This is a genomic window from Vibrio sp. Hal054 (genome assembly GCF_037162405.1).
In the GTDB taxonomy this organism is placed as follows: Bacteria; Pseudomonadota; Gammaproteobacteria; order Enterobacterales; family Vibrionaceae; genus Vibrio; species Vibrio diazotrophicus.
Genome location: NZ_JARLUT010000001.1, coordinates 1,568,803 through 1,585,938, shown reverse-complemented (window position 1 = coordinate 1,585,938; position 17,136 = coordinate 1,568,803). Strand labels below are relative to the sequence as shown.

Annotated in this window: 18 protein-coding genes and 1 pseudogene; 11 read left to right on the top strand and 8 right to left on the bottom strand. The window is 43.4% G+C overall.

What is annotated here, in order from left to right:
* Positions 1–37 precede the first annotated feature (37 nt).
* Positions 38–507: pseudogene (locus P4S58_RS07275) on the top strand (YhcH/YjgK/YiaL family protein).
* 79 nt (positions 508–586) lie between these two features.
* Here the strand turns inward: P4S58_RS07275 and P4S58_RS07270 are convergent.
* The 6 genes from P4S58_RS07270 to P4S58_RS07245 form a co-directional block, all read right to left on the bottom strand.
* Positions 587–1,294, bottom strand: a complete 708-nt coding sequence (locus P4S58_RS07270; protein ID WP_337163389.1) for a glycerophosphoryl diester phosphodiesterase — start codon at positions 1,292–1,294, stop codon at positions 587–589.
* A 36-nt stretch (positions 1,295–1,330) separates the two neighbouring features.
* A complete protein-coding gene (locus P4S58_RS07265) occupies positions 1,331–2,089 on the bottom strand; it encodes a DeoR/GlpR family DNA-binding transcription regulator (protein WP_337163388.1) in 759 nt (252 codons plus the stop codon).
* 8 nt (positions 2,090–2,097) lie between these two features.
* Positions 2,098–3,246: a sn-glycerol-3-phosphate ABC transporter ATP-binding protein UgpC gene (gene ugpC, locus P4S58_RS07260; protein ID WP_443089017.1), complete on the bottom strand. Its 1,149-nt coding sequence runs from the start codon at positions 3,244–3,246 to the stop codon at positions 2,098–2,100.
* A 7-nt stretch (positions 3,247–3,253) separates the two neighbouring features.
* Complete coding sequence (gene ugpE / locus P4S58_RS07255; protein WP_042482262.1) at positions 3,254–4,096, bottom strand: sn-glycerol-3-phosphate ABC transporter permease UgpE; 843 nt, start codon at positions 4,094–4,096, stop codon at positions 3,254–3,256.
* A gap of 9 nt (positions 4,097–4,105) precedes the next feature.
* Positions 4,106–4,987 (bottom strand): ABC transporter permease subunit, encoded by an 882-nt coding sequence (locus tag P4S58_RS07250; RefSeq protein WP_042482263.1) that lies wholly within the window; start codon positions 4,985–4,987, stop codon positions 4,106–4,108.
* Between the two features lie 65 nt (positions 4,988–5,052).
* Positions 5,053–6,345, bottom strand: coding sequence for an extracellular solute-binding protein (locus P4S58_RS07245; RefSeq protein WP_042482264.1), 1,293 nt, complete (start codon positions 6,343–6,345; stop codon positions 5,053–5,055).
* A 330-nt stretch (positions 6,346–6,675) separates the two neighbouring features.
* Between P4S58_RS07245 and P4S58_RS07240 the strand changes: the two genes are divergently transcribed.
* The 9 genes from P4S58_RS07240 to P4S58_RS07200 all read left to right on the top strand — a co-directional run bounded on the left by P4S58_RS07240 (position 6,676) and on the right by P4S58_RS07200 (position 14,530).
* Positions 6,676–7,629: a lactate/malate family dehydrogenase gene (locus P4S58_RS07240; RefSeq protein WP_102942003.1), complete on the top strand. Its 954-nt coding sequence runs from the start codon at positions 6,676–6,678 to the stop codon at positions 7,627–7,629.
* Between the two features lie 225 nt (positions 7,630–7,854).
* Entirely contained in the window at positions 7,855–8,622 is a 768-nt protein-coding gene (locus P4S58_RS07235; RefSeq protein ID WP_337164533.1) for a DUF3450 domain-containing protein, read from the top strand.
* Position 8,623: 1 nt separating this feature from the next.
* Entirely contained in the window at positions 8,624–9,991 is a 1,368-nt protein-coding gene (locus tag P4S58_RS07230) for a MotA/TolQ/ExbB proton channel family protein (RefSeq protein WP_337163384.1), read from the top strand.
* A gap of 9 nt (positions 9,992–10,000) precedes the next feature.
* The gene (locus P4S58_RS07225) at positions 10,001–10,543 is read left to right on the top strand and encodes a MotA/TolQ/ExbB proton channel family protein (protein ID WP_042482269.1); all 543 of its coding nucleotides are present in this window, start codon (positions 10,001–10,003) and stop codon (positions 10,541–10,543) included.
* Positions 10,540–10,944: an ExbD/TolR family protein gene (locus P4S58_RS07220; protein WP_042482271.1), complete on the top strand. Its 405-nt coding sequence runs from the start codon at positions 10,540–10,542 to the stop codon at positions 10,942–10,944. The genes P4S58_RS07225 and P4S58_RS07220 overlap by 4 nt, the downstream gene beginning before the upstream one ends.
* Complete coding sequence (locus P4S58_RS07215) at positions 10,944–11,564, top strand: energy transducer TonB (protein ID WP_102968995.1); 621 nt, start codon at positions 10,944–10,946, stop codon at positions 11,562–11,564. Before P4S58_RS07220 ends, P4S58_RS07215 begins: the two co-directional genes overlap by 1 nt.
* Positions 11,564–12,739, top strand: a complete 1,176-nt coding sequence (locus tag P4S58_RS07210; RefSeq protein WP_174435410.1) for a BTAD domain-containing putative transcriptional regulator — start codon at positions 11,564–11,566, stop codon at positions 12,737–12,739. Before P4S58_RS07215 ends, P4S58_RS07210 begins: the two co-directional genes overlap by 1 nt.
* Positions 12,740–12,825: 86 nt before the next feature.
* Positions 12,826–13,596 (top strand): siderophore ferric iron reductase, encoded by a 771-nt coding sequence (locus tag P4S58_RS07205; RefSeq protein ID WP_337163382.1) that lies wholly within the window; start codon positions 12,826–12,828, stop codon positions 13,594–13,596.
* Positions 13,597–13,693: 97 nt separating this feature from the next.
* Complete coding sequence (locus P4S58_RS07200; protein ID WP_337163381.1) at positions 13,694–14,530, top strand: patatin-like phospholipase family protein; 837 nt, start codon at positions 13,694–13,696, stop codon at positions 14,528–14,530.
* A 171-nt stretch (positions 14,531–14,701) separates the two neighbouring features.
* Here the strand turns inward: P4S58_RS07200 and P4S58_RS07195 are convergent, their stop codons facing one another.
* Positions 14,702–16,072 (bottom strand): MATE family efflux transporter, encoded by a 1,371-nt coding sequence (locus tag P4S58_RS07195; RefSeq protein WP_337163380.1) that lies wholly within the window; start codon positions 16,070–16,072, stop codon positions 14,702–14,704.
* A 110-nt stretch (positions 16,073–16,182) separates the two neighbouring features.
* On the opposite strand from P4S58_RS07195, the gene P4S58_RS07190 reads away from it, so the two are divergent.
* Positions 16,183–16,791 (top strand): riboflavin synthase, encoded by a 609-nt coding sequence (locus P4S58_RS07190; RefSeq protein WP_042482282.1) that lies wholly within the window; start codon positions 16,183–16,185, stop codon positions 16,789–16,791.
* A 30-nt stretch (positions 16,792–16,821) separates the two neighbouring features.
* Here P4S58_RS07190 and P4S58_RS07185 read toward each other — a convergent pair whose 3' ends face one another.
* Positions 16,822–17,025, bottom strand: coding sequence for a CPXCG motif-containing cysteine-rich protein (locus tag P4S58_RS07185; RefSeq protein WP_042482284.1), 204 nt, complete (start codon positions 17,023–17,025; stop codon positions 16,822–16,824).
* Positions 17,026–17,136 lie beyond the last annotated feature (111 nt).

Genomic DNA, 17,136 nt, shown 5'->3' with positions numbered 1-17,136 from the left:
CTGCGTGCAGTTGTAACACTTATATAGGATCATTGTCGTGTTTGTAGGTAAAACGTCACACCTTGAGTTTGCTGGCTTTCTAGCGCCAGAACTAAAAAAATTATTACATCAGTATTAGATCGTTTAGAAACTCCGATTGAAAATGGTCGTCACGAAATTGATGGCTCGAATGTATTCTTCATGCTGGTGGATGACCACACTCAGCTTTTAGAACAACGAAAATCTGAATGCCATAGCCGTTATTTAGATGTGCAGATTCTGCTTGAAGGCAGAGAATCGTTTGGCTACAGCCTAACGCCATTTAAAGGTTTGGATGAAGATTTCCTTGCTGAAAAAGATCTCGCATTCAGTGAGCAATTAGAGGAAGAACACTTTGCATCACTTACTGCCGGTGAGTTTATTGTTTTCTACCCAGGTCAGCCTCATCGTCCGTTGGTAGCAACGGATAACAGACCGATGCCAGTGCGTAAAGCGATCATAAAAGTAGATAAGTCGCTGTTCTCGTAATTATTCAGCAACTTTAAATTAATAGATCGCCCGCAATCGCGGGCGTTTTTGCAAGCTAATAATCATTTAACGATTTCAGTTAAATGAAGCGACTTGGCCAGTCAGAGAATATAGCATCGACTTTGTCGAGATGTGGGAAACGTTCTGCTTCATTAACTGTATAGCACCAAATTTGGTAGTGGTGCTGTTTCAAATACTGGATGTGCTTTTCAGTGATCCACTTGTAGTTCAGGTTACAGCTAAAGGCACTCACTTCATCAAGCAGCGCTTTGTCTTTTGTCGATAAACGCTCACTCAATACACCCAATTTATAGCCAGAGCAGTGCTGGTGTAGTTCGCGGATGATATCGTGGCTAAAGCTTGACAACACAATCTGCTCTTTAGCGATAGGGTGCTGATCCAATTGCTGTTTGAGTTGAGAAACCACACTGGTGACATCGTGTTTATCCACTTTGACTTCGAGATTCAAACCTAACTGATGCTGCTGAGCCAGTTCAAGTAACTCATCCAGCGTCATTATGCTTTCACCTGCAAATTGCTCAGAGAACCACGCGCCAAAATCGAAACTCTTGAGCTCTGCAAGGGTATAAGCATCCACTCGACCTTTACCATTACTACAACGATTAATGGTGTGGTCATGACAAACGATAAGTATGTTGTCCTTGGTGGGTTGAATATCAACTTCGACCCACGATAAACCCATATCGATAGCCGCTTGAACACTCACACGAGTATTTTCCGGATAGGTGCCTGCAACACCTCTGTGACCGACAACGATCAGAGACATACAAATTCCTTTATTGAAAACGAGAGCTGAACAGTTCTACGCAACCACCAGTTCAACATGGTGGGAGTGGCATAACGTCATAAATTCATTGGTGGCTTCATCGGCAAACAGTCGCTTCATTTCTGATAGTTCACCACTAACAACGGGAGCATAGCGCCCAAATTTCGTTTTGTCTGCAACTAACCAACATTGCTGACTTTGTTCGATAATTGCACGCGTAAGCCCTGACTCTTCTGGCGTAAAATCCAGTAATTGTCCTTTATCGTTGAAGCCTCCGACACCGAAAATTCCAATTTTAATATTGAATTGTCGGTAAAAGCGGGTAGTGGTTTCACCCACGGTATCTTCATCGGAAGGGCGAACAGCGCCGCCGGCCAGATAGACAGCAATATTCGGATTGCGGCTTAAGGTTAACGCCGCATTGATATTGTTGGTTACGACCGTTAGCCCCGGATGATCAAGCAGAGCCTGTGCAACGTATTTGGGCGTCGTTCCAATACCGAGGAAAATACTGGTGCCCTCGGGTAGCTCTTTTACCACTCGTTGTGCGATTTTCTGCTTAGCAGAGAGGTTGATTAACTCGCGATTGGTGAATGACAGATTGTCATTTGGACTGGGTAGCGAAATGCCACCGTGAACTCGTCGAACCATACCTTTGTCGCTCAAGTCATTCATATCTTTACGAATCGTCTGAACGGACACATCAAAGCGCTGTGACAATAGGTCGCTGGACAACACGCCGTGAGCGTGTTGCAAGTACTCCAAAATCTGTTTTTGTCTGGTAGATAAACTCACATCAATCCTTACGCAATAGCTCGTTTAGCAAGAGAGACAGGGCAGAGACGTTTGCCTTGCTCGTCAAACAGATGCAGATTGGTGCGAGATACCGAAATACTCAGCGGAGCGTTGTTATCCAGATTCATTTCAGGTGTCACGGCAATAAAACTGTCGTCGCTATCTATACTGTTTAAGCTGCCATGAACCAGTTGGTTTGGTCCGAGTGGCTCCACGACATGAATGGATAGCGTCAGTGTAATTGCATCACTACTTGAATTTGAATGAGTGATCTCCGCGTGTTCAGGACGAACGCCCAGCGTGAGATTTTCCATACTGAGTCCTTCATACTCAGGCAGGAAGAACTGCTTACCAGCGACATGCAACTGACCATGAACTAAGGATGCGGGCATAAAGTTCATTGCTGGGCTACCAATAAAGCTCGCAACAAAAGTACTCGCTGGTTTGTGATACACCTCGGCAGGGGTACCAACTTGTTCAATTTCACCAAGTTTAAGAACTACGATGCGATCCGCCAGTGTCATTGCCTCCACTTGGTCGTGGGTAACATACACACTGGTTACACCCAGTTCTCTTTGCAGCTTTTTGATCTCCAGTCGCATGTGAGCGCGAAGAGCAGCATCAAGGTTCGATAAAGGTTCATCAAATAAAAATAGTTGAGGATCGCGAACGATCGCGCGTCCCATGGCAACACGCTGACGCTGTCCGCCAGACAGTTTTGCTGGTTTGCGGTCTAGGTATTCTTCTATTTTCAGTGTCTTAGCAACTTTTTGAATCTTTTGCTCTATGGTGCTTTTATCAACGCCGCGATTCTTCAAACCATAGGCTAAGTTATTGTATACACTCATGTGCGGATATAGCGCGTAGTTCTGGAATACCATAGCTATATCGCGTTTTGCTGGTTTTTCTGTATCCACGCGACGCCCAGCCAAATGTATTTCACCGCTGCTAATGCTTTCTAAACCGGCAATTGAACGTAGGATCGAAGACTTACCACAACCAGATGGCCCCACGAGTACCAAGAACTCGCCTTCGTTAATGGAAAGGTCTACGCCTTTCACTGCTTGATGGCCATTTTCATATGTTTTTACTAATTGTTTGATATCTAACATTACGTTGTCCTGCTTAATGCTCGCAGAGCTATGTACGAGATGCATTGAGTTATTATTTTTCACTTTCAATTAATCCTTTAACGAACCAACGTTGGAATATCACTACAACCAATACAGGCGGCAGCATAGCGAGAATGACCATGGCAAAGGCATAGTCGTATCTAGGGCTATTGGTTTCATTGATGTTATTAAGAATCTGTTTGATACCCATAACTATGGTGTTGTACTGCTCATCAGTGGTCATCATGATTGGCCACAAGTACTGGTTCCAACCCACAACAAACATGATGATGAAGATGGCGGTCATCATGGTTTTCGATAGCGGAAACAAGATATCGATAAAAAATCGAATTGGGCCTGCGTTATCTAATTGCGCCGCCTCCAGCAGTTCATCAGGAATGGTTTTAAAAAACTGACGAAAGAAAAAAGTCGCCGTGGCTGAAGCAATTAGAGGCAGGATTAATCCTGAATAACTATTGAGCATGCCTAAGCTCGATACCACCTCATAAGAGGGAATGATTCGAACTTCGAGCGGCAGAAGCAGGGTGACAAATATCAGCCAAAACCATGCACTTGCATAAGGCAGGCGGAAATAGACCAGAGCATAAGCCGCCATCATTGAAATGATGATTTTACCGATAGCAAAACCAAGCCCCATGATGACGGAGTTGAAGATCATGGTTTTTGCAGTGACATCACCAGTAAAACCAAGGCTTTTGTTCCACGCTTCGCTATACACAGCTGACAGGTTGTTGCCGATATCCCATTGCAGGCCTTGGCTTACCAGCACGTTAGGTTCATGGGTTGAACTGGCAAAAATCAACCATAACGGCACCAGCATAAACAGAGCGCCAAGAATCAATATCAAATGATCGGAGAGAGAATTACTTTTCATCGGTTTCCCTTAGTAATGCACGCGCTTTTCAACAAAACGGAACTGTATAAAGGTCAATGCCAATACCAGTAGTAACAGCACCACAGATTGTGCTGAGCTGCCGCCTAAATCTGCGCCAACAAAGCCGTCACGGTAGACTTTGTAAACCAGCGAAGTGGTTGAGCCTCCGGGGCCGCCATCTGTCAAAGTGTCAATAACGCCAAAGGTGTCGAAGAATGCGTAGGTGAGGTTAATCACCAGCAGGAAAAATCCGGTTGGAGCGAGAAGCGGAAAGGTAATGGTCCAGAAGCGTTTGCTGTCACTGACGCAATCCAGTGTTGCTGCCTCTTTTACGGCGTACGAAATCGACTGAAGACCTGCGAGAAAGTAAACAAAGTTCACCGCAACCTGTTTCCAGACAGAAACTAAAATGAGTGCGATAGTGGCATCAAGAGGGTCGGTTTGTACGCTGAATTTCCAACCCAGATGTTCTAAGAAATCAGTAAGAACGCCAATGTGTGGGTTAAATAAGAAACCACCGATGATACCAGCGATTGCCGGTGCAACCGCATACACCCATGTGAGAGTGACTTTATAGGCGCTTTGTCCGTGAATAATGTTGTCGGCTTTTACAGCTAGTAAGAGCGCAATCGCTAGTGACAAAAACGATACTAGGATTGAAAAAATGAGAGTGAATCCGAGTGATTCTAAATAGTCTGAAGACTGAAAAAGAATTTGGTAATTTTCAAACCAGACAAACGTTGAAGACATGCCCCATGGGTCTTCAAGCATGAAAGAGAGATAAACGGCTTTTGCTGCTGGATAAACGAAAAAAATAGCAATAATTGCGATTTGCGGAGCAAGCAAAAAGTAGGGCATTGGAGAGTGAAAAAATTGTTGTCGACGTTCCACAAGCTTTGTCCAATTGATAAAAAGAAATGCCCACTGAACATTACATTCAGTGGGCTGATACAGAGTTATTTCACTGTACGTGCAAAACGATCCAGCAGTTTGTCACTTTCGTCTTCCACTTTGTCCAGACTTGCCTGAACGGTTGAACGACCTGCGAAAATGTTGTCGAATTCACGGTGCATTACTTCACGAATCTGTGGGTAGAAACCTAGACGATAGCCCTTGTTCCATTCACCTGAGGCTAAGCTCAATTGTTTAACGCCCACTTCCGCATCTGGTTGTTCATTGTAGTAACCAGATTGCTTAGTCAGTTCGTAAGCAGCATTAGTAACAGGCACATATCCTGTTGTTTTGTGCCAGTACATTTGTACTTCAGGCTTAGTCAGGTAAGCAAAGAAGTTCGCAACACCTTTGTCTTGTTCTTTAGAGTGACCACTCATGGCAAATAGCGCAGCGCCACCAATGAAGGTATGAACGCCTTTGTCATTGAGTTTTTCCCAGTAAGGAAGGTAAGTTGTGCCCAGCTCAAACTTCACGCGACTACGCAGGCCGCCGAATGAACCTGAAGAACCCATCCACATAGCCACTTCTTGACGTTCGAATGGTGTTTGGTTTGCGTCCCAGTCACTTCCGTAATACTTGAAGTAACCTTTGTCCGACCACTCTTTCAGTTTGCTGAAATGCATCACCATGTCTTTGGTGTTGAACATGATTTTCGATGACAGATCTTTATAGCCATTTTCTTTATCGGCTAGAGGTAGGTTATGACGAGATTTAAAGTTCTCGAACATAATCCAAGGCGTGTGTGATTCTGAAAATGCAACATAGCCTTTTGCTTTTAGCTTTTCAGCTAATGCTTCTAGCTGCTCATAAGTCTTAGGCGCTTCGGCACCGACTTTCGCTAAGATATCTTTGTTGTAATAAAGAACAGGTGTAGAGCTGTTAAATGGCATGCCGACCATTTTGCCGTTTTGGTCCGCATAGAAGTTGCGAACACCCGCTAAGTAGTCTTGTGCAGAGAATGGGAAACCTGCATCAATCATAATGTCCTGAACAGGTTTCGCTACGCCCGGAGCATTCATAATCGTTGCAGCGCCAGCATCAAACACTTGAAGAATGTTTGGCGATTGGCCCGCACGAAACGAAGCAATACCCGCGGTTAATGTCTCTGTGTAAGAACCTTTAAAGACAGGCGTGATTTTGTATTCGGTTTGCGAAGCGTTAAAGTCCGAAGCGATTTTGTTTACTGTTTCGCCCAGTTGTCCGCCCATTGCGTGCCACCACGTAATTTCAGTCGCTGCAAAAGAAGTTCCTGAAACTGTTGCCGAAAGCAACCCTGCTACCCATAGCTTATTCATTGACTTTATTCCTTGTTAAGTTTCGAACGATACTGTTTGTGTTTCGTTTGATGCTATGGTGGCGAAGAAATGTTTCACGTAGGTGGACGAAAAATGTCACTAAGGTTAAAGATTTATGGATCAGGTGACTTCAATCACATTAATAAACGACACGATCGCTGCACCAACTTGGAACGTAATGATTGATTAATGAACTATAAAAGAGCGATATTGCAGCCAATAACGCCGTGATATAGCTGTAATGCAAAATATAATTGGAATGAATGTTGCTAATACTAGTAAAATCCACAATCCTAAATTTGATCTTGCTAAGTTGTTCAAGGAACGAATATGAAAATTGGTGTTATTGGTGCTGGTGCTGTTGGAGTAGGTATCTGTAACTACTTATTAACCTTAGGTAGTGTGAGTGAGCTGACTATTCTTGACCTCGATGTGAAACGAGCAGAAGGCGAAGCTTTCGATTTCAGACACACAGCGGCGCTAACTTTCTCTAAAAATACTCGCATTACACCAACCGATGATTACATGGAGTTGATTGGTGCTGATATCGTGGTCATTACCGCAGGTGCGCAAATTCAACAAGGCCAGACTCGTATGGACTTGGCTGAAATCAACGCAAAGATTGGTGTCGATATCGCGAAGAAAATCGAGCGTGTTGCACCTAAAGCAATACTCATTGTGGTGACTAACCCTTGTGACATTGTCACACATAGTATTGTGGCGAATACGGGTTACAGTCCTTCGCGCGTTATTTCTGCGGGTTGTGTTATTGATACTGCACGTTTGATGGCGATTGTGGCTCACCGTGTCAACTTAGACCCTAAAAACGTGTTTGGTTACGTGTTAGGTGAACACGGCAGTGAGTGTTTTACACCTAAGAGTTTGATCAGCATTGCTGGGCAGCCTGCTGACTACTACTGTGATTCAAACAATATTCCTCGAATTGACGCTGATGAGCTATTGGAATCGGTAAAGCAAGCGGGGTTTGAAATCTTCAAACGTAAAAACAATACCGTTCATGGTATAGCTGCGAGCGTGTTCCGCATTATTCAGGCAATCATGATCAACGAACATTCAGTGCTGCCCGTAGGTACACTATTACGTGGTGAATACGGCTACAAAGATGTTGTTTTGAGCTTACCTGCTGTCATCGGTAAGAATGGGGTAGAGAAGATTCTCATCCATCCATTTACAGAAGAAGAAAAGCAGCGTTTGGACGAAATCGCTGCAAACTTACGTAATCAAATGATTCATGTGGCTAAGCTTACCGGATTAAGCTACTAAAATAAGCAGATATAAAAAGGTGGTTAATGCCACCTTTTTTCATTCTTAACCCCATAACTCATCTCTATTCTCTTTAAACACTTTCCATCGCTGCAAATTCAGCACATATTGTCTGAAGGCATAAAGGTTGTAAGTAAAAAATAACTGATAATTGAAATTACAGTTGATAATGAGAGCCTTTATCATTACCATCCCAATACAACAACGCGCTATCTGATTAACATGATGAATTTTCTAAAATCCAGTTTTATCCTTATTTCTGCATCAATAGCTTTGCCCATTCACGCCAATACGCTTGATGACGCAAAAGCGATTCAAAATAAAACCAACGCAGCTTCTGCCGCGAGTCAAAAGAAAATCGATAAGAGTTCAAATTCTGCAATCGAACTGCAGGCTGAAATTGAACAGCTAAGCGAGCAAGTAAAAAACTTAGAAGTGTATCGAAATCACTTACAGGCTCTGGTGGATAACCAGAAACAAGAAATGGTGAGTCTGGATAAACAAATTGAAGAGATCAAAGATACTCGTCAGGGCATAGTGCCTCTTATGTACCAGATGATTGATGGTTTGCAGACTATTCTTGAGCAAGACAAACCTATCCGTTTACAAGCACGTACTGATCGTCTTGAACAGTTAAAGTCTCTTATGCCAAGAGCAGATGTCAGCGATGCTGAAAAATTCAGAAGAATTCTTGAAGCCTACCAAATCGAAATGGATTACGGCCGTAAACTTGGCTCTTATCAAGGTCAAATTAGCTTAAATGACAATGAGTCAGTCGATGCCGATATTCTCTATCTGGGTAGAGTGGCTTTAATTGCCCGTAATCCAAATGCAACCCAATACTGGACTTGGAATCAATCGCAGAAGCAATGGCAACCGCTTGAAAGCAGTTATAAATCAGACCTTGATACAGCTTATAGTTTAGCGGCGAAACAAATCGCGCCAACGTTGATTACTCTACCAGTGTCACTTGTTAATGCGGAGGCAAACTAATATGAACAACAAATTTGCTCCGTTACTCTGTGCTGCGTTACTGATTGGTGCTAATGCATCTGCAGTTGCTGCGACGGATATTGTTAGCCAAGCGAAAACAGAAAATACCGTTCAACGTAATCACGATGTTAAACGTGAAGCGGAATTTAAGCTTACTGAACAACAACAAAAGGATAAAAAAGCTCAGTTGTTGGCGAAGCGAAACAATCTGCAAAGCCAAGCTGACAAACTTTCTGCCGAATTTTCTAAAAATGAAGATTCGCTGGCTCGTTTAGAAGAAAAACTGCGTCTGGAGACTGGCAGTCTCGGCGAAATTTTTGGTGTTGTTCGCCAAAATGCAAAAGAAATCCAAGGGGATCTTTCCCAATCAGTGACAGGTGTTGATCGCCAAACGAATGCTGGCGTGATTGAAGATATCGTTGCTGCTAAATCTTTGCCTTCGATGACACAACTGACGGGTTTGTGGCAAGCGATGCAAGAGCAGATCACAGCAAGTGGAGAAACTTCTACCACAAACGTAACGCTGATTGATGGTGAAGGTCGCAAACAAACGGTTCAAGCTACTCGTCTAGGTGCTTTTGGACTGGTTTCAGAGCAAGGTTATTTGCAGTGGAATAATGGTCGCAAAGATGCTGTCGCGTATTCGGTTCAGCCTGAAAATACACCGACGCTCAACTCGCTAAAAGCTTTAGAAAACGGAAATGTTTCATCTGTTGTTATGGATCCGTCACACGGTATTCTGCTGGAGCAGTTAGCCTTGACGCCTACGCTTGAACAGCGCCTTGAAGCGGGTGGTGTAGTCGGAAAGATCATACTAGTACTATTGGCTATCGGTTTAGTGATTGCTTTATATCGTGGTGGTTCACTGGCCATTGCTCGACAAAAGATTTCCGCGCAGCTTAAAAATCCACAGCAGCCTGGAAACAATCCGCTAGGTCGAGTTCTTTCAGTTCACGATAAAGAAAAGCATCGCAGCGTTGAAGCTTTAGAATTGCGTCTTTTAGAAGCCGTTGTTGATGAACAATCAGGTTTAGAAAAAGGTTTGTCAATGCTCAAACTGCTAGCAGCACTTGCGCCTATGCTTGGTCTGCTGGGTACCGTAACCGGTATGATCGAAACCTTCCAAGTGATCACTCAGTTCGGTAATGGCGACCCTAAAGTAATGGCGGGTGGTATTTCGATGGCACTAGTGACGACTGTATTAGGTCTTGTTGCTGCTATGCCGCTGTTACTTGCCCACAATATTTTAAGTACTCAGGCAGAGAACATTCGCAATATTTTGGAAAAACAGGGTATTGGTTTAGTGGCAGAGCAAGCTGAACGTGAAAGCAGCGAAACCGGTTCTGCGAAGATGGTCAATGCGGCGTAAGGGTTGAAAATGCAAGCTGACTGGTTAATGCCACTCAATGATCTGTTTTTACCACTGATTGAGTTTATGGATCAGGGTGGCGCAGTATTGTGGTGGTTGGCTGCGGTTGTTGCGGTGTATTGGTTGTTGGTTATCGAACGTATTCTATATCTGGCATTTACTTTTCCTAAGCAGCGTAAACAGTGGATTGAGCAATGGCACCAACGTAGTGAGCATCACTCATGGCATGCTCACGCCATTAAGCAAGGTTGGATTGGGCAAGCACACATCGCATTAACTCAGAATCTCAACGTCATTAAAGTGATGGTTTCTATCTGCCCAATGCTGGGTTTACTAGGCACAGTGACGGGGATGATCTCAGTCTTTGATGTGATGGCAACTCAGGGCAGCAGCGATCCAAAATTGATGGCGTCAGGTATTTCACTGGCCACATTACCGACTATGGCTGGTATGGTTGCTGCGTTAGCAGGTATGTTTGTTCATGCTCGTCTAGTGAAAACCTGTCGTTTGTTAGAAATGAAATTAGAAAAATCTTTAAGGAGTCAACGATGAGACTCGGTCGACGTCAATCTCAGCAAGAAGAGGCTCAAATAGACCTCACTTCGATGTTGGATATCGTATTTATCATGTTGATTTTCTTCATCGTGACAAGTTCATTTGTTCGTGAATCAGGCGTGGAAGTTAATCGTCCTACGGCTTCAAATGTCGTCAGTCAAAAAGATGCGGGTATTTTCGTAGCGATTACCTCAGCGAACGACATTTTTATTGATAAACGACAAGTGGATGTAGAAAGAGTGCAGGCGACACTAGAGCACCTGTTGCTGGAACAACCTGAAGCTTCGTTGGTGATTCAGGCTGACGAGCATGCGTATAACGGAACTGTCGTGCAAGTAATGGATGCAGCCAAAGGTGCAGGGGTTAAAAGTATTGCACTTGCCGCGGAGAAGCGTTGATGCTGCGTTTATTGTTCGCGACGCCGATAGCTGCACTTATCTCTCTCAGCTTGTTCGCATTTATGGCTTGGATGGTTGATAACGGTAATCAAGGTGCACCTAAAGCGAGCCAGCCTCTTAGCTTCAACATGGTGATGTTAGAGCAAGAAAACCAAGTGCAACGCAGACAACGAAGTGTTCCAGAACAACCAGAATTACCAGAGCCACCGCCTGAATCACCGGTTTCTAAAAAACAGACTGCTGTAGCAAACAGTTCTCAGCTTTCGAGTGTTCCATCACTAGGTTTAGATACAGCGATCAATGGTATTGCTATCAACGCTCCAACCTTTGGTGATATTGGTGCGAATCAACAAGCGATGCCGCTGCATCGTGTCGAGCCAACATACCCAGCTCGTGCTTTACAAAGGGGGATTGAAGGGTACGTGGTGATGAGTTTTACTATTGACGAAACAGGGCAACCAACAGATATCGAAGTTCTGGAAGCTGAACCTAAGCGAGTGTTTGAGCGTGAAGCGATACGTGCGCTAAGAAACTGGAAGTATCAGCCTAAACTAGTAGATGGCAAAGCGGTTACTCAACCCGGACAATCTGTGAAATTGGAGTTTAAGTTAGCCAAATGATGAAACGAATGATCATCTGTCTATTACTGATAAGTTCCGCATCTTGGAGTGTTGCGGCGGAACTGAGTCAGTATGCAGCCAATAAAGCGCTGAAAGCCAATCAGTTGGCGCAAGAGAACAAATTGTCTCAGGCGATTGAAACGCTGAAAACAGCCGATGTTTCGCGAGCTTATGACAAGGCTTACTTTTCTCGAATGCTTGGCGTTTTCTATTGGCAGAATGAACAGCTCAAACCGGCCATCACTGCTTTGGAACAAGCGGTTGTTAGTGGCGAACTCAAAGATGACCAAGGTTGGTTAACAGAGCGTATGTTAGCAGACCTGCTTCTGATGAATCAGCAGTATAAGCAAGCATTGCCTCATTACTATCAATTAAGCAAAAACATACCAACGACCCAGAACGCCAGCGAACTATGGTTGCGAATTGCTCAAGTTCATTACCAGATGGAGCAGTGGCAAAAAACACTTACTGCAATCTCTGAATATGACAAGTTCAAACAACCGGATAGCGTGACCCCACTTTCAGTTAAGTTGGGAGCACAGCTTCAGCTTGAGCGCTGGGAGCAAGCTATTCCAACCCTTAAGAAGCTGATAAATCTGGAGCCACAACGTAGTAACTGGTGGTTGCAACTAGTTAACTTGGAGCTGCGAACCGGCAAGAAAAAAGATGCATTGAGCAGTTTAGGTTTAGCTCAATTGCAAAAAATCGAATTGAGTGATGCGGATTTACGTTTATTAGCTCAGCTTTATGCGCATAACGGTATTCCTGAGCGTGCAGGACTTGTATTAGAGCTCTTGAAAGAAGCGCAGACGAATGTGGATTTAATCACTGAGCGTGCTTATTACTGGCAACAAGCAAAAGAGTGGGATAAAGCAATCGATGCTTGGGCATTAGCTTCTAAATTCGATGCGAAATACCACTGGAATATTGCTCAGATACTCATGCAACAAGCGCGCTATGATGATGCATTATCTGAGTTGGATAATGTCAAAGAGAAGGGCAAACAAGCTCAAGTTGCTTTAGCCCGAACCAAGGCTCTGTATAAACTTAACCAACTCGAACCAGCATTGATTGAAGCGAAGAAAGCCAACAATCTTGAGCCATCAGAAGAAGCAAAAAGCTGGATAAAGTATTTAACGCAGCTACGCAAAGTAAAAGACAACCAAACTTCTTAAGAGATGGCCTATTTATAGGCTATTTTCTTGTAATGATAATGGTTTGCAACTGGTAATGATAATAGATATTATTTGATAAATTCTTAATGCTACAGCTATTATCAATGGGTTTATCCACTCTACATTTCGAAAAATTATTCCTTCATGCCAGACAGATAACGCCATACTTGGATGGCTGTCTTGAAGAGACAACCACATTCAATGAGCCGCCTCCTTCTTTAAGTCCTGAGTCGATTGAACGGCTTTACAATGAAATCGCCGAGCGGAATCCAGAAGCTGGTCAACCGTATTGGTTAACTCGCACATGGGATTTGCTTTGCTGGCAGCCTGTTTTCGTTTCTTTCGTCGCGATTTATGCACAGCGAGCACTACCTGACGTTTCAACCATTTCTCAAAACAAACAGAACTGTTTTATCGCAGGGTTTAGTTTTAGAGACCATGAATGGACACATGCCCGTCGAGCAACACTGATTAAAAAAGCGGGGCAGCAATTATCTCACCTGTTTGAAACTTATAGGGATGCGATCAATCAATGGGGAAGAATTCGTCCGGGGTTCACGCATCATCTACTCGCTGATCATCTCCTTAATTGTTTAGTACGTTTACAAGAAATCAGACCAAGCTACTCAAACAACACCATCCTTAGACATGCGCAACTTTGGCTAGAGGCTTTCGATTTGCCACAAAAGCATATCAGTAACCTCAAAATTGATAGCACCACCAACAAATTAAAACTGGTCAGAACCAGTTGTTGTCTGGTCTATAAATGTGAAGGGCGGTCACTATGCGCAAACTGCCCACGTCTCGAAGCAAACAAATTGACGAATATGATTACAGCTAAAGAAGTTACTGCTTAATCGGTTATATCTATCCAATTGATAAATCAAACCCATTTGCGAGCTTAACCACTAAGATTTATCTTTATACGGTTAGAACAATAATAAGGGTTTAATAATGGCAGAACAGAAAGCGTTAGTAGTAGAAGGTGGGGCGATGCGTGGCATATTTGCTAGCGGCGTACTTGATTCGTTTATGGAACTAAACCACCGCCCATATAATTTTGTAATGGGTGTTTCTGCTGGTGCTTCTAATCTTGTCAGCTATTTGTCTAATCAACCGTTACGCAGTTACCAAGTGATTACGCAACTTGCTACCAGTAGCGAATTCTATAATCCGCGCCGCTTTTTAAAAGGTGGTGATTTGGTCGATGTTCGCTGGTTGCTTAATGAAGCGAACAAACGTTATCCCATTAATGAAGAAGCGCTTTTTTCTTCAGTACCGTTTTATGCTGCCGCGACAAATATCCAAACAGGTAAGCCGGACTACTATCAAGTAACACCAGAAAATTTTGTTACGGCAATAGAGGCGACTTCAGCGTTGCCACTCGTATATAAAAAAACACCTTGTTTTGATGGGCAATGCTATACCGATGGTGGTGTCTCAGATTCCATTCCAGTTAAAGAAGCTTATCGTCGAGGAGCCAGAGACATTACAGTTGTGCTCTCACATCCAGAAAGTTACGAAATGCCGAAAGTGAAAAGCAAATGGATGATGAAAAAACTCTTTGCCCGCTATCCGGAAGTGGCAAAATCAGTCACTGTGCGCGCTGAAAAATATAATGGTTCACTTGAATTTATTCGTAATCCTCCGAAAGACGCCAACATTCGGGTGATTGCACCACCAGAGCATTTTGCAGTTAAACGCCTAACCATGAACAAGGCATTACTGGATCATGGTTACAGCATGGGATTGATTGCAGGTCGTATGCATGTTCACGGTTTGAAAGAGTAGGAGCACATTATGAGCTTTATAGAGAAAATCGTCGTGTTTGTGTGTGAAATCGACACGTATCAGAGCGTAATCGCAGGGTTAGAAGATACCTATTTAGAAAGTGAAAACGACTAAACCGCATATGAAAAAGGTCAGCAATTGCTGACCTTTAATCTATTGTTGTAAAGCAAATTACTTAGACGCAAAATCCAGTTGAATTTGCTCATCCTGTTTTTGTATCCACAATAATCTGAAACTCAGCATTATGGCTGCAGAGCTTAAACCCACAATAAAGCCTATCCAGAAACCTTTAGCTCCCATCGGCTCGACAATCCAGTCTGTCATTGCCAGCGCATATCCGGTCGGTAAACCAAGCAGCCAATAGGCAATAAAGGTTCGGACAAATATGGCATTCATGTCTTTATAACCACGCAGAGATCCGGCAGCAATTACCTGAATAGCATCAGTACATTGGTAGATTCCTGCAAAAATCAACAGTTGCATAGTCAAGTTGATTACTTCTCTGTTATCGGTGTAAAGATACGCGATTTGTTCGCGGAAAATCACCGTCAGGGCAGCGGTCAATAATGCCGTTGCTACACCGAAAAATAGTCCCACATGCGACGCGACAGCGGCACCTTTAACATCTTCTTCACCCAGAGTATGTCCTACTCGAATGGATACCGCCGCACCAATACTCATAGGTAACATAAAAATCAACGAAGAGAAGTTAATGGCTACCTGGTGTGAAGCAACAACCAATGAACCAAAAGGAGCTAAGGCAACAGCTACAACAGCGAAGAGTGTGACCTCAAAAAATATAGATGCTGCAACAGGTAATCCAAGTTTGAATAAGCGCCATTGTGGTTTGAATTCTGGCTTATGGAAGCGTTCGAACAACTTGATGTGCGCAAGACGGTTCGATGTCGCTACATAGAACAACAACATCAGGAACATCAGCCAATACACAATCAGCGTCGCTACGCCACAACCAACGCCGCCAAGAGCCGGTGCGCCTAACTTACCATATACGAAGATCCAGTTGAGCGGGATGTTGATCAATAGGCCAAAGAAACCAATTACCATCGCGGGCTTAGTCAGAGACATACCCTCAGCAAAACTGCGCAATACCTGAAAGAGCAAGAATGCAGGCACGGCAAAGATCATCGCAGTGATATAGCCAATGGTTTTTTGCGCCATTAAGGTTTCAACTTCCATCACTTCCAAAATAGCACCAGCTTGAAGAAGCACTATGATGGTTGGAATCGAAACGATTAGAGCTAAAAATCCACCCTGATGTATAACAGATGCGATTTTATGCTGTCTTCCAGACCCATTTAACTGGGCCACGACAGGCACTAATGCCATCAAAAGGCCAATACCAAATAGAATGGTCGGCATCCAAATGCTCGAAGCAACCGATACTGCCGCTAAGTCGGTAGCGCTTACGCCACCAGCCATAACGGTATCGACGAAACTCATACCTGTTTGAGCAATGGAAGCAATGAGAACTGGCGTTGATAACTTTACTAATTTTTTTATTTCATTTTTATAATGTTGCACAAACTTCTCCGAACGGAATATTTACTGCTTAATTAATCGGCGGGTCGTACTGGTGGGAATGATAAAGAAATGTCACACTGATCACCACGAAAAACTATCGGAAATACTAAATGTTTACTGGGATTGTGCAAGGCATGGCGAAAGTCGTGGCTATTGATAAAAAAGACAAATTTCAAACCCATGTTATTGAGCTAGAACCCTTATTAAATCAAGGGATATCGATTGGTGCTTCTATCGCTCACAACGGATGCTGTTTAACCGTCACTCATATCGATGAAAATCGTGTTTCATTCGATTTAATGCAAGAAACGCTTAAGCTAACCAATTTAGGGGAGCTTGAAATCGGCTCGATGGTCAACATCGAAAGAGCAGCAAAATTTGGTGATGAAATTGGCGGCCATACGATGTCTGGTCACATTATGGATACCGCTACTATTAAAGACGTGATTGAAACACCAAACAATAAGACGATTTGGTTCGAGTTATCACCTCGATATATGAAGTATGTTTTGCCGAAAGGATTTATTGGCTTAGATGGTTGCTCGCTGACAATTGGGGAAGTCAGAGAGAATCGTTTTAATGTTCACCTCATTCCTGAAACGTTACAGAGAACGCTCTTTGGTCAACGTGTGGTTGGTGACAAAGTGAATGTTGAACTTGATCCACAAACTCAAGCGATTGTAGATACCGTTGAACGAGTGCTGGCTGCCAAACAATAGGTTATTTGCCAGATCAAAAATCAAAGGCGGTTAGAAGATTTGTTCGTCATCCGCATCGACTTGAAGTTCTACTGTGTCTAACTGTTCGTTGACCATCAAATTAATGTGAATCGGATTACAGCAAGCAGGGCAGTCATCATAAAACTCTTGGCTGCCATTTGAAGAATCCAAAGTCACAGGAACATGGTGCCCACAATGGGGACATAGAATCGATTTTTGTATAAAGTTTTTCATTTTGATTCTCGCTCTTTTTGTTTTGTTCTCATTTTAATAGTAAGACGAGAAGTTGATTCTGAACGAGAAATAAGTGCAATTTTAGACCTTGTCACAAAGAAAAAAGAGCTA